Raw genomic sequence first — 12,601 nt, forward strand, 5'->3', positions numbered from 1 at the left:
CTCAAGGAGCGCAGTAGCGGAGCGAGTGAAGGGTGTAGGCCCTGGGGGTTTCCGTGGCGGTCATCAGGAGCGCGCCCATCCACTGGCCCGGGAGCTCCTGCAGCCGAACCCAGTCGCCCTGTCGCTCCATGGGCATGCGCGCGGGTCCGGGAGTCCACTCCGTCACGACGCCCGAGGGGCTCCGGCCCCAGAGCCGTCCGTTCCACGGATAGAAGGCACTCAAGCCAGGAGTATAGGCGGCGCTCAAGGAGATCCAGGCCATCTGGAGCCCCCGGGAGGTCATCGTGGCGCCAAGCACGCCGGTCTGGCTCCACGACGTGGGCGTCAGCGTCTCCGACATGCTCGGGCCGAACAGGGATTGCACCAGGTGGACCCGGGGAAGGTGTCCGTCGGGTTCGCGGTAGAGCATCACGGGCTCCCCGACGCCGCCCTCTTCCGTGGGAGGCTGCCACAACAACATGGGAAGGGCTCCATGCGCCAGCGGGAGGAGCTTCTCTCCTTCATCCGGCGAGAGCTCTCGGTCGAAACGCTTCAGCCAGACGCGCCCCCAGAAAAAATCGCCCATGTTCTCGTTCGCCGTCATCAGGAAGCCGCCCGTCTCCAGTCCCACCACCGAGGGTGAAGAGAGAAGGAGCCCGCTCGACTGGAACAGCGCATGAGGTGGCGTCAGGGCCTGTCCGCTCGCATCCACGGTCATGCCCCGCACCTCGTAGGATTCGAAGGTGCGGGTCCAGACCACGGCGATCCGCTCCCCATCCAGGGATGGAGCCACACGCGTGAAGACAAAGGCACTCGGTTCCTCGAAAAGAACCAGGCCCTCCGGTGAGCCGATGGGCGTCCCCTGTTCATCCAGTGGCACGAAGCGTCCCTGCGTGACGCCGTCCGAATTCATCGCGGTGAAGAAGAGCGCGACACCGCGCGAGGTGCGCACCAACTGGGCATTCGTGATGCGCACGAAGTCAGGAGGCAGTGGAATGAGCGATGAGCTCCGCAGGGCGAGGGCTTCATCGAACCGGAGCACCTGGATCCCCTCCGAGCTGTCGACGAAGACCATCAGGAAGCCCCCTGCCACACGGAGGCTGTCCACGGTGTTGTCAGCGGGTGCCCACTTCATCGGAGCGACGTCCGACCAGGTCGCGGGATCCGCGACGCCGTCGCAGTCGTTGTCCAGGCCGTCGCAGCGCGTCTCTGACGCCTCGTAGTCCGCGCCATAGGAGCGTGCCGTGCATACCGGCTCGTAGGCGCCATCCACCAGCGCCCGTTTGGCACCCGCGCACACGCCCTGGGTCCGTTCGCACGGCAGGGCCTCCGCCACGCCGCTGTCGGGCATCCCCGCGTCGTCCGTGACGCCCGCGTCGTCCGTGACGCCCGCGTCGTCCGTGACGCCCGCGTCCACTTCCGTCCCAGCATCCGGCGGCTTCGTGGAGGATCCACAGCCCACGAGCAACAGGGCCACCACCAACGACACACTGCCCCACCACGATTGCATCGTCCCCTGACTCCCTGCGCCGACCAAAACAGAATTCAATGCAAAAACCAGAATTTACACTGGTTCTTCCCCAGCGTCCAAAGCCTAGCATGGCCGCCGCGGTCGCTAGAATGGATCCATGCAGGCGTGGGCCCTCCGGAATCCCTATGACCCTCGCAGCAACGCCAGCCCGCGCAGGAAGTCCTCTGGCAATGGCGACTCCACCTGGATGATCTGGCCCGTCGCGGAGGAAGGCACCTCCAGCCGCCACGCGTGTAGGGCCCGCCGTCCCACCGCGAGCGCCGCCGGATGCTTGCGCGCCTCCTCCGTGCCGTAGCGCGAATCCCCCAGCACCGGGAACCCGGCCTCCGACAGCTGCACGCGGATCTGGTGCGTGCGCCCCGTGTCCAGGTTGATGTCCAGCAGCGCCCCTTCGCGGAACCGCTCGCGCACCGTGAACGTCAGCGCCGCCCTCCGCGCGGAGGGCACGCGGGTGGTGAAGCGGCGCTTGCCGATACCTAGGGGCTTGGGGGGCTGCTGTTCATGGTGGATAGCGCGAGCAAGCACCCGACGGGTGGAGACCTTGTCCACGGGGTCATGCGGGTTTGCGGGACCCGCGCGTCGGTCAATGCATTCTTTGTCAACTGTCTCAGGCGTCACCTTGAGATCATGAACATGACCACCAGACCACCCGTGCCTACGGTCTGACGGTGCTGACCCTGGATGAGTCCCGTGCGCGGCGAGCGCTGATCGAGCACCGGCTGGTGATGCGAAGCGCGGATCTCTTCAGGACGGGCGGCGCGGCCGAACCCGGTGGCGCCGCGCTCGGCGGCCCCAGGCCGGGCATGTCCGAGCCCGGTGGCGTCAAAGAAGCCCTCCAGCTTCGATCTCCGAGGGCGCTCCTCCCGGGCCGCCCTGCGCTGACAACACCTGACGGAGGCGCGGGCCGGGCGGGGCCGCGAACGCGTCCCCGCCTCCTTCTGGCGGCACGTGGCCCCCCCTTGCCGCCATCGGCCGCGCGCCATCCGCTCAGGGGCTCACGGTGAAGGTCCGCGTGTAGCTGTTGTTCGCCTCGTTGCTCTCCTGGACGGTATTGCCATCATCCACGCGCATGGTGAGGGTGTAGGTGCCCGCGGGCAGGGGATTCAGCTGGATGTCCGTCACCCCCTGGCCCGACAGCGACAGGAGACCGGTGGAGGACGCGGTGACCAGGGAGCTGCCCTGCAGCGTGAGCAGGACGGTGAAGGGCCCCGCGTCGGCGTTGCCGAAGTTGGCCCAGGCCAGGTCGATGTAGACCGACTGGGCCGTCGTGATGACGGCGCTGTTCGTGCTCGTCCCGGGCTGGTTGGACACCACGATGGGCGCGGACCAGCCGGACGGCGTGAAGGGGGCCAGGTCGGGCAACGGGCAGGACGAGGTCACGATCCGCTGATTGCCCGGGTTGGAGGTGCCCACGCTCACCCAGGCCGCCGGTCCCGCGGTCACGTCCTCCAGGCTGTTCGACGTCCCCGAGCTCCGGCTCACCCACGACCCGGAGCCGGACGAACTCGCGATCTGTCCCCCCTGGCCGACGACGACCCAGACGCCATCCAGATACGCGCCACTGAACCAGGCCAGGGTGCTGGGCGTCGCATCCAGGGACCACGACTGCCCCGTGGTGGACTTGTAGAGCCTTCCATCCGAGGTGCCCGCCACGAACTGCCCCCCGCCGGAGGCGACGAACTTGAAGGTCGCGCCGGGCACGTAGGCGGCATAGGACCAGGTCGTCCCATTGGACGAGGAGTAGACGTCGCCCTCCTGGCCCGTCACGACGAACACGCCACTCCCGAACGCGACGCCACGGCTCGCGGTGGTCGCTCCCGACGCGGGGATGGAGTTGACGACGTTCCAGGAGAGCCCTCCGTCCGTCGACGCGATGATCAACGAGTACCAATGGAAGCTGGCGTCCAGGTAGGACCCCGTGACGACCCAGGCCCCGTTGCCATAGGCCACGTGGCCGAGCACGAAGCCCGAACCGAAGGACACGGTCCCCGTGACGGGCCCGCTCAACAGGGAGATGCGCCCTTCGGTTCCCACCGCGACGAAGGTCCCGTTCCCGTACGCCACGTCCAGATAGGAGAAGGGGCTTGAAGCGGTGGACAGGTCGCTCCAGGCCGTCCCATTGCCGGAGGTGAGGATCTCCCCGCTGTTTCCCACCGCCACATAGAGGCCGTCGCCGTAGGCGACACCGCCCAGGATCCTCCCGGGCGCCACCTGCGGCTGAACGGCCCAGGCATTCGGCTGGCAGGCCGCGAGCGCCGCCAACGCCCGCTCAGCGGTGGGCGCCGAAGCGGTGCCCCCCGTCAGGTCCACCGCCATTCCACGGGAGGTGACAAGCCTTGCCTCATCCCGCACGCGCAACGCCTGCTCCGACAGGCGTGACTGGGAGGGCGTTTCGACCTCGGCCGCGGAGCGCTCCAGGGCGGCTCGGGGCCACGCGGCCCACTCCGCGGGCGCCGTGCTCCGGGGCTCGCTCGCTGTGAGGTCGGGTTCGGCTCCGCAGCCCGCCAGGGAGATGACGGAGAGCAGCGATAGGATGGACAATCCATGACGTCGATAGGGAATAGAAGACATGGGGGCTTCTCCTGATATGGGAAAGGGGCGGGTGGGAATTCAGACATGGGGGGTTTGGTAAGGGCAAGCATGACTCCAGGCATGGCAAGAAAAGCCCTCATTCCAAGACGGGGTCCGGCCTGACTTGGGAGCCCGGCTCCCGGGACAGGAGGACCGGTCGCGCCGGGTCCTCTCCCCCGGAACGTTCGAGGTGACACCTTCCGGTGGGGGCGCGGTGTTCCCTTCGCGCACCGCATCTATCGAGGGGAAATCACCATGTCCTTGTTCGTACCCGCGCAGGTTCCCGCCGAGCATCTGGGGTGGCTCAGCGGCAAGCTGCTGGGGGTGACGCTCACCAGCCGCACCCACGCCCTGGGCCACGCGCTCGTGGGAAGCCTGCGCGCGGAGGTCCGCTCGTCATGCATTGCCCTCGCGGCCTGCGACGCTGGCCCCGGCACAGGGTCCTCCCCAGAGCGCGGGGTGTTGAGCCCAAGCACCCACAACAGGGCTCCTCTCCGTCCTCTACTTGTCGGCCCTGGTACGCGGTCACCCACTTCGCGGGCGAGCCTTTCAACTCCAGCGCCACCTTCTGGGTGCGCTCGGAGTCATACAACGCCTACTCGCAGCGGGGGCCTTCACCGCGGCCACACGGAGCGGGCCGAAATATGTTGAAGATGGGCACATGTCGCCGCCCCCGGCCCATCCCTCCCTGACCTCTCTCGTGCCTCCGCCGGGAGAGCTCCTCCGCACGCAGCAAAAAGCCGGCCGGTCCGCCGTGGTCGGGCTGATGCTCCTCTGGTGCGCCGCCTTCGTGAGTCCCTTCGTGACCTACCAGGCGGACGTGAAGGCGGCGGAGGGCGAGCTCCTCATCCACCTGTCGGACCGCGCGGGCCTCCAGGCCCAGGCGCTGGGCGCTCACCTCGGACTGCTGCGCTCGGAGCTGCAACGGCTCGCGGAGCACCCGTCGCTCAGACCCGAGGACGGAGTAGCAGGCCCCGAGCTGGCGCTCCTCGAGAATGCCTTCGGCCACACGTCGCTCTTCTCGGGGGGCGTCGCGCTGGTGTCCGCGACCGGCCAGCGCATCTGGAGCGACCCGGTGAACATGCCGCTCGGGCGCACAGCGCTCACCTCGCGCCCCTGGTTCCGGCGGATGATGGAGAAGCAGGCCGCCTCGGTGGGACTGGTGGACGAGGAAGGCGGAGGGCTCATCGCGGTCGCGGTCCCCATCGTGCGCGACGACCATGTCGTGGGCCTCCTCGTGGGTGAGCTCGCGACGGCGAGCGAGCTGCTGCCGCCCCATCGCGGGACGAACGAGTCCATGGTCGCCCTGCTCGGCGAGCGCGGCCGGCTCCTCCTCCCGGCGACGCCCCCTCCCCTCCTGCGTCAGGTGGATCTCGCCGCGCACCTTCGCCCGCTGGTGGACGCTCCAGGGGCCGTCACGCTCGGAGGCGCGCGGTTCCTCGGCGCGGCGGCGCTCGTTCCCGGAACCGAGATGCTGCTCGTCGTGCTCGAGGACGAGGCGCGGGACCGCGCGCTGCTCAAGCGCCGCTACCTGGGCCAGCTCGGGACTCACACCGCGCTGCTCGGCGGAGTGCTCCTGCTCTTCACCGTGCTCCTGCGCCGCTCCTACCGTTCGCTGATGGCCGCCGAAGAACACCTGCGGCGCCAGGAGACGATGGCGGCGCTCGGCACGGCCTCCTCGCTCATCGCCCACGAGGTGAAGAACGCGCTCAACAGCATGCAGGCCGCGCTCAGCATGATTCGCGCGAAGGGAGGGGAGACGGCCCTGCCCGTCCAGGCGCTGCGTTCCCAGGCGGACCGGCTCGGACACCTCGCCCGCTCCCTGCTGAGCTTCGCCTCCCCCCAGTCCACGCAGCAGCGCAGCTGCGAGATGCACCTGCTCGTCCAGGACGCGCTTCAAGCCGTGAGGCTCCTGCCGGAAGCAGCGGATGTCGCCGTCGAGACCTCCCTGCAGGAGGGGCTCTTCGTGAAGGGGGATCCGACGCTGCTGGTCTCCGCGGTCGACAACCTCATCCGCAACGCCGTCGAAGCGGGCGCCGTGGCTCATGACACAGGACAGCAGCCGACGCCTCGCGTCGAAGTCCGGCTCCTGCGCGAAGGCGCGGAGGTGGTGCTCCTCGTGGAGGACAACGCAGGAGGCGTGCCCCCGGCCTTCGAGCCCAGGCTCTGGGAGCCCTTCGCGGTGGGCCGCTCGAGGGGCATCGGGCTTGGGCTTCCGATGGTGCGCACGGCCATCCGCGCGCATGATGGAGGAAGCGTTTCCTATACACGCGTGCCCGGAGGCAGCCGCTTCACGGTTCGCCTCCCGCTCGAGAAAATGGCTTCATGAGCACCTCCCTGCTGCTCGTCGATGACGACAGGACCTTCTCCTCGCTCGCGGCCTCCATGCTGAGCCAGGAGGGTTTTCGCGTCCGGGTCGCGCGCTCACTGCATGAGACCCGCGTCGCGCTCGCCGCCGAGGCGCCAGACCTGGTGCTGCTGGACCGCAGGCTGCCGGACGGAGATGGGCTCGACTTCCTGCCCGAGCTGCGCGCCCAGCTTCCGGCGACCATCGTGCTGATGGTGACCGCGCACGGCGACATCGAGAGCGCGGTCGAAGCCATCCGCGCGGGTGCCCGCGACTACCTGAGCAAGCCGGTCGAGATCGACGACCTGGTGATGCGCGCACGCCGCGCGGCGAGCGACCTCCAGCTCCAGGAACGGCTGCGTCAGGCCGAGAGCGTCCTTGAAGGACGGCATCGGATGGCGGAGCCCCGCTCGCCGGCGATGCAGCGGACGCTCGTGATGCTGGAGCGGATCGCCACCACGCCGCGCAGCCCCGTCCTCCTGCTCGGGGAGACCGGGACCGGGAAGGCGGTGCTCGCCCGCCACCTCCACGCCCTGCGCCAGAAGCAGGGAGCCTTCGTGCAGATCAACTGCGCCGCGCTTCCGGACACGATGATGGAGAGCGAGCTCTTCGGACACGAGCGCGGCGCCTTCACGGACGCGAAGACGGCCAGGCGCGGGCTCGTGGAGCTCGCGAACGACGGGCTCCTCTTTCTCGACGAGGTGGGTGAGCTGCCGCTCGCGCTCCAGGCCAAGCTGCTCACGTTCCTCGACAAGGGGGCCTTCCGGCGGCTCGGTGGGATGACGGAGCTCACGAGCACCGCCCGCATCGTGGCGGCCACCAACAAGGACCTCGAAGCGGAGGTCGCCGCCGGGCGCTTTCGCGAGGACCTCCTCTTCCGGCTGAGCGTGTTCCGGGTGGACGTGCCCCCCTTGCGTGAGCGCCGTGAGGACGTGCTGCCGCTCGCACGGACGCTCGTGCAGGAGCTCAGCTCGGAGCTCGGCCGGCGCCCGGTCCCCTTCTCACCCGCCGCGGAGGAGCGCCTGCTGAGCTATCCCTTCCCCGGCAACGTCCGGGAGCTGCGCAACGTGCTCGAGCGGGCGCTCGTGCTCGAGGGCGGGCCCACGCTCGAGCTCCAGGCGCTCGCCAAGGGGGGCGGCGCGCAGGCCCCGATCGACCCCAACGCGTTCTTCGTGTCGGGCCCACCCCGGCCGCTCGATGAAGTGGAGCGGCTCTACGTCCGGCACGTGCTCGAGCAGCTCGGAGGCAGGCGCGTGGAGGCGGCCCGCGCACTGGGTCTGTCCTACCCGACCTTCCTCCGCCGCATGGAGGAGAGCCCGCCCTCGGAGTGAAGGAATTTAAAATTCGTTCATCGCCCGGACCGACGGATTCACGTTTCTTTCATCGCCCGGTCTGGAAGCGCCACGCCCCCGACGGAAGGGGCCCGGGGCGGTCTGGCACAACGCTTGCGTAGCCCCCTGTCACGTCGAGCCCCGGTTGCGGCCCGGCGGATGACAGGGAGCGCGTGCAATGACTTCGGATGTAAAGGCTGCAGAGGCGAAGCCGTCGTTGAAGGCGATCCTCGCTTCGGATTTGCCAGCTTCGCTGGTGGTGTTCCTGGTGGCCCTGCCCCTCTGCATGGGCATCGCGCTCGCCTCTGGAGCGCCCATCATGGCGGGACTCATTGCCGGCGTCGTGGGAGGCCTGGTGGTGGGCTTCCTGGGCGGCGTGCCGCTGCTCGTGAGCGGCCCCGCGGCGGGCCTCGCGGTGATGGTCTTCGGCTTCATCCAGCAGCTGGGCTTCGCCGTGACGTGCGCGGCGGTGGCGGCGGCGGGACTCGTGCAGGTGGCGCTCGGCGGCCTGAAGGTCGCGCGCTCGGCGCTGGCCATCTCGCCGGCCGTGATCCACGGGATGCTCGCGGGTATCGGCATCCTCATCGTGCTGGGGCAGGTGCACATCGTTCTCGGTGGCTCTCCGCAGAGCAATGCCTGGAACAACCTGCGTGAGCTGCCCGGGCAGATCCTCAACCTTCATGGAGCGGCCACGCTGCTGGGCCTGCTGACGCTGGGAGTCCTCATCGCGTGGGGGTTCCTGCCGAACGGGCGGCTGAAGAAGGTCCCGGGGCCGCTGGTGGCGGTCGTGGGCGGGACCGTGGTCGCGGCGGTGATGAACGCGGACGTGGCGCGGGTGCAGCTGGCGGCGGATGCGCTGGCGGCCATCAAGCTGCCGTCCCTTCCGGAGGGCTCCATGTGGGGCGCCTTCTTCGTCGCCGTGTTCTCCCTCGCCCTCGTGGCGAGCGCCGAATCGCTCCTGAGCGCGGTGGCGACCGACAAGCTCCACACGGGCCCGCGGGCGAACCTGGACCGCGAGCTGCTCGCGCAGGGCGTGGCGAACACCGTCTCCGGTCTGCTCGGCGGCCTGCCCATCACCGGCGTCATCGTGCGCAGCGCGGCGAACATCAACGCCGGCGCGAAGACGCGCTGGTCGGCGGTGCTCCATGCGGTGTGGATGCTCGCCTTCATCACCCTGCTGGGGCGCCTGGCGGCGTACGTGCCCCTGACGGTGCTCGCCGGCCTGCTCGTGCACGTGGGCATGAAGCTCGTGAACCTGGCCCACATCCGGGAGCTGCGGCACCGCGGTGAGCTGCCCGTGTACCTCATCACCGTGTTCGGCGTCGTGGGCATCAACCTGCTCGCGGGCATCGGTCTGGGACTCGGCGCGGCCATCCTCCGGCTCCTGTGGCAGCTGGGCCAGGTGCGCGTGGAGATCCGCGCCGCCAATGGCATTCATCAGGTCTGCATCAGCGGAGCGCTGACGTTCGTCGGGGTGCCGAAGCTGTCGACGGCGCTCGCGAAGGTCCCCGCGGGCTCCCGGGTGGAGGTGGACGTGGCGGTGAACACGCTCGACCACTCCGGCTTCGAGGCGCTCGAGAGCTGGGCGGACACGTATCGCAAGACGGGCGGCACCGTGACCATGGAGCCGCTCGAGGACGTCTGGACCCGGCGCAGCGCGCGTGCGGGCCCGGCGCCGGGCTCCGCGGCGCCAACCCCTTCCTCCCCCGTTCATCACGTTTCGACTCTCTCTCCCGGAGGTGTGCAGTGAAGAAGCTCATCAGAGGCCTGCTCGATTTCCAGCGTCACACGCTGCCCTCGTACCGCGCGACCTTCGCGAGGCTCGCGAAGGGGCAATCCCCTGACTGCCTCTTCATCAGCTGCTCGGACAGCCGCGTGGTGCCGAACCTGCTCGTCTCCACGGACCCGGGCGACCTCTTCACCGTGCGCAACGTGGGAAACCTGGTCCCGTCGGCCACGCCCGGCGGTCAGCCCTCGGCGGACCGCGGAGAGGCGGCGGCCATCGAGTTCTCCCTGGGCTTCCTGCCCATCGAGGACGTCGTGGTCTGCGGCCACTCGGGCTGCGGCGCGATGAAGGCCATCCTGGCCGGCGGCGCCGTGGACGGCGCTCCGAACCTCGAGAAGTGGCTCGCGCACGGAGCGCCCTCGCTCAAGAAGCTGCGTGAGAACAACTCCCAGGTGGGCGAGGGGCTGCCCGACGCGGATCGCCTCTCCCAGCTGAACGTCCTCGAGCAGCTCGAGCACCTGAAGACCTACCCCATCGTGCGCGACCGGCTCGCGGCGGGGACGCTGCGGCTGCACGGCTGGTGGTTCGACATCGGGGCGGCGCAGGTCCACGCCTACCGGGCGGACCTCGGCCGCTTCGTGCCCATCGACGAGACCGAGGGCGACCGCCTCCTGATGACGCTGTCCGACGAGCAGTCCGCGCTCCGCGCCGTCCAGTAAGGCGGCATCGAGGCAGGCAACGTCGAGCCTCGGCGAGCCCGCGTGCAGCGGGGGTCGCCGGGGCTTCGCTTCAACCCCTTGCCAGCCACCTTTCGCCCTCGGCGGCAGGGGCTGGCAAGGCGGCGAGCCGCTTCAGGGGCCCAGTGCCGTGATCGCCACGAAGCGCTGGACCTCCTCGGGCTCCGTTGCATGGAAGGTGATGGGAATGACGCAGCCTCGCGTCATCACGGCTTGCTCATGGACGCCTCATTCGTCCGGCACTGCCTCGTGGTCTAGAGTACGGACCCATGCGTTGGCGCTGGCTGTTCATGTCCCTGGTACTTGGAGTCACCGGATGTGCCCATCCGGGCATCCCGACCCTGCCCGCGAGCCATGGGCATCTGATGTCCGTGATGGAGGACTTCCAGTCGAAGAGGGGCCTCCCGTCGACAGGGCTCTGGGACCTGTCGATGGGGGACGAGGCCCCGCCCGGGCCGCCGCCCAAACTGGATCCAGCGCAGGCGCCTCGCGTCTTCGAGGAGGCGGTCAAGACGCTGCGTGGTACCCCCGGAGAGGATGCCGTCCTCCGCGCATTCCAGGACGTCTCGGCCGCGTGCGCCGCGGAGCTCGCCGAAGCTTGCACGTTCGCGTCCGGGGCGCTCACCCGTCCGGAGCCGATCTCTCCGGCGGCCTTCAGGTATCCCGAAACGTTGGTCGGGCAAGGTGCGTTCGCATTCATGGTCTTCCAGTGCCACATCGACACGGATGGCCACGTGCGTGACTGCACGGTCGTGGAAGGGGCTCGGCTTCCCGGCATCGAGCAGAACCTCGCGGCGCTTCAGTCGGCGCGATACCGTCCCGCGACCCTCTCGGGGCATCCCATGAGGACTGACTACACCTTCTACGTGCGCTTCATCCCGAGCGGGCTCACGTTGACCCGGCAACAAGAACAGGACTGGGCCCGGCTGCGGGTGCGCCAGAATCCCGATAGCCGTTCGGCATGGCTCAACCTGGCCCGGAAGCTCGCGGAGCAGGCTCCAGGAGATCCGCTCTATCCCCAGGCCGTCGCCCGCACCTGGTTCCTGGCGCCCAGGAATGGGTGGGCGGCCATCGAGTCCGCGTGGCAGTTCGTGCAGTCAGGCCAGTATGCGCCGGCCCTCCGTGCGGTGCGTCCCTTCGTGCGACGCAGCCACAATCCCTATGTGCTGGAGACCGCCGCCGCCGCGCAGTTCGGGCTGAAGCAGTGCACCGCCGCACTGGCCGAACAACAGAAGGCCGTGGAGCTGCTGCCCGCGGAATGGCCCGCGCCCGAGAAGGAACGTTTCCAGGCCAGGCTCCAGGACTACCAGTCCGCCTGCGCCACGTCCCTGGCTGCTCCCTGACGCAATGTGCCCAGGCGGGTGCTTCGGGAACTGCCGCCTCCCGTTGGGCGCGAGCTTGGCACGGGCTCTGGGCCGAGGCCGGATCCTTCGTGCGCAGGAGCGCCGCGCACGGCCGCCGGGCTTCGGCCCGGCTTGGACGCTCAGCGGGCTGCCTCCGAAATCGCGGCCCGCAACTTCTCCGGCGCTCCCGGGTTCACAGGGGAGAAGTAGCGACAAGAGCGGCCACCGGGTCAAGGCCATCAACCTCACGGAGCAGGCCATCGCCGCCGTGCGCGACGGCATCCCGTTGGACACCCCCCATTGAGCGCGCCCCGCACCGCGGTTGCTCGATCCCGCGCGAACAGCTCTTCGAACGGCCTGCTGTCCTCGATGGCGCGGTTCGCGTCGCGCAGTCTTCACGGCGCGCGACAACGCCGTGTCAGCGTTCCCCCAAGCAGGTGAGGAGGAGGCGAGCGCGGGAAAGGAGGCAGCGGCCAGAACGGAGCGGATGAAGCAGAGAACGCCGCGAGTGGACGAGGCCGAATTGCTGAGGAGGACGTTCGACTTCGACGTGTTCGCCTGCGTGAAGTGTGGAGGCCGCAGGAGAGTGCGGGCATACCTGACGGCCCCCGGTGAGGGGCGCGCCATTCTGGAGCACCTGGCATTGCCCTCGCGGCCTGCCGTCTGGCTCGACCGCTTGGGCCGGCATGTGCCCCGAGCCGCAGCACAGCCTCTGCTCCGGCACGGCGCACAGCCCGCGGCCCCCTCCAGCGGCCCTTCTTGGCCCCTCTTCACCAGCCCGCCGCCCTCACCAGGGCTCCTCTCCGTCCTATACTTCCTATACTTTGGATCAACAATGCAGCGTGGCGTTGCTGGTCGTGATCAATGGGCCTCTACGCAAATCGGCTCGTCTGCGTCTTCAAGATGGAAGCACGACTGCCCGCCTGGGCAATCCGCGTCAGAAGAGCAAGGAACTTCACAGCTGTGAACTGCTCTGAAACGTCCTTTGTCTATCTGCCTGTGGACTGTCGTGATGCATTTACGACCCACAGGGCAA

7 protein-coding genes and 1 pseudogene are annotated in these 12,601 nt (G+C 69.1%); 5 read left to right on the plus strand and 3 right to left on the minus strand.

Annotated elements, in window-relative coordinates:
* Position 1 precedes the first annotated feature (1 nt).
* The 3 genes and pseudogenes from GTY96_RS25730 to GTY96_RS25740 all read right to left on the minus strand — a co-directional run bounded on the left by GTY96_RS25730 (position 2) and on the right by GTY96_RS25740 (position 4,081).
* Positions 2 to 1,489, minus strand: coding sequence for a putative metal-binding motif-containing protein (locus GTY96_RS25730; RefSeq protein ID WP_161666105.1), 1,488 nt, complete (start codon positions 1,487 to 1,489; stop codon positions 2 to 4).
* A gap of 144 nt (positions 1,490 to 1,633) precedes the next feature.
* Positions 1,634 to 1,975 (minus strand): annotated as a pseudogene (locus GTY96_RS25735) (RluA family pseudouridine synthase); the annotation flags it as partial.
* 522 nt (positions 1,976 to 2,497) lie between these two features.
* Positions 2,498 to 4,081 (minus strand): CARDB domain-containing protein, encoded by a 1,584-nt coding sequence (locus GTY96_RS25740; protein ID WP_161666106.1) that lies wholly within the window; start codon positions 4,079 to 4,081, stop codon positions 2,498 to 2,500.
* Positions 4,082 to 4,871: 790 nt separating this feature from the next.
* Between GTY96_RS25740 and GTY96_RS25745 the strand changes: the two genes are divergently transcribed.
* The 5 genes from GTY96_RS25745 (at position 4,872) to GTY96_RS25765 (ending at position 11,565) form a co-directional block, all read left to right on the plus strand.
* Positions 4,872 to 6,410 (plus strand): sensor histidine kinase, encoded by a 1,539-nt coding sequence (locus GTY96_RS25745; protein WP_328701005.1) that lies wholly within the window; start codon positions 4,872 to 4,874, stop codon positions 6,408 to 6,410.
* Positions 6,407 to 7,759 (plus strand): sigma-54-dependent transcriptional regulator, encoded by a 1,353-nt coding sequence (locus tag GTY96_RS25750; RefSeq protein ID WP_143905562.1) that lies wholly within the window; start codon positions 6,407 to 6,409, stop codon positions 7,757 to 7,759. The genes GTY96_RS25745 and GTY96_RS25750 overlap by 4 nt, the downstream gene beginning before the upstream one ends.
* Before the next feature lie 178 nt (positions 7,760 to 7,937).
* Positions 7,938 to 9,509 carry a SulP family inorganic anion transporter gene (locus GTY96_RS25755; RefSeq protein WP_143905564.1) on the plus strand — a complete coding sequence of 524 codons (1,572 nt, stop codon included), beginning with the start codon at positions 7,938 to 7,940 and terminating at the stop codon, positions 9,507 to 9,509.
* Positions 9,506 to 10,204, plus strand: coding sequence for a carbonic anhydrase (locus GTY96_RS25760; protein WP_161666108.1), 699 nt, complete (start codon positions 9,506 to 9,508; stop codon positions 10,202 to 10,204). Before GTY96_RS25755 ends, GTY96_RS25760 begins: the two co-directional genes overlap by 4 nt.
* Positions 10,205 to 10,491: 287 nt before the next feature.
* Positions 10,492 to 11,565, plus strand: a complete 1,074-nt coding sequence (locus GTY96_RS25765; protein ID WP_161666109.1) for an energy transducer TonB — start codon at positions 10,492 to 10,494, stop codon at positions 11,563 to 11,565.
* The last annotated feature ends 1,036 nt before the right edge of the window (positions 11,566 to 12,601 follow it).

The sequence above is a fragment of the Corallococcus silvisoli genome, assembly GCF_009909145.1.
Classification (GTDB): domain Bacteria; phylum Myxococcota; class Myxococcia; order Myxococcales; family Myxococcaceae; genus Corallococcus; species Corallococcus silvisoli.

What these genes read in the sequence shown, in the direction of transcription:
- GTY96_RS25730 (WP_161666105.1), bottom strand. Translation starts at nt 1,489, where the DNA reads ATGCAATCGTGGTGGGGCAGTGTGTCGTTGGTGGTGGCCCTGTTGCTC.
- GTY96_RS25740 (WP_161666106.1), bottom strand. Translation starts at nt 4,081, where the DNA reads ATGTCTTCTATTCCCTATCGACGTCATGGATTGTCCATCCTATCGCTG.
- GTY96_RS25750 (WP_143905562.1), top strand. Translation starts at nt 6,407, where the DNA reads ATGAGCACCTCCCTGCTGCTCGTCGATGACGACAGGACCTTCTCCTCG.
- GTY96_RS25755 (WP_143905564.1), top strand. Translation starts at nt 7,938, where the DNA reads ATGACTTCGGATGTAAAGGCTGCAGAGGCGAAGCCGTCGTTGAAGGCG.
- GTY96_RS25765 (WP_161666109.1), top strand. Translation starts at nt 10,492, where the DNA reads ATGCGTTGGCGCTGGCTGTTCATGTCCCTGGTACTTGGAGTCACCGGA.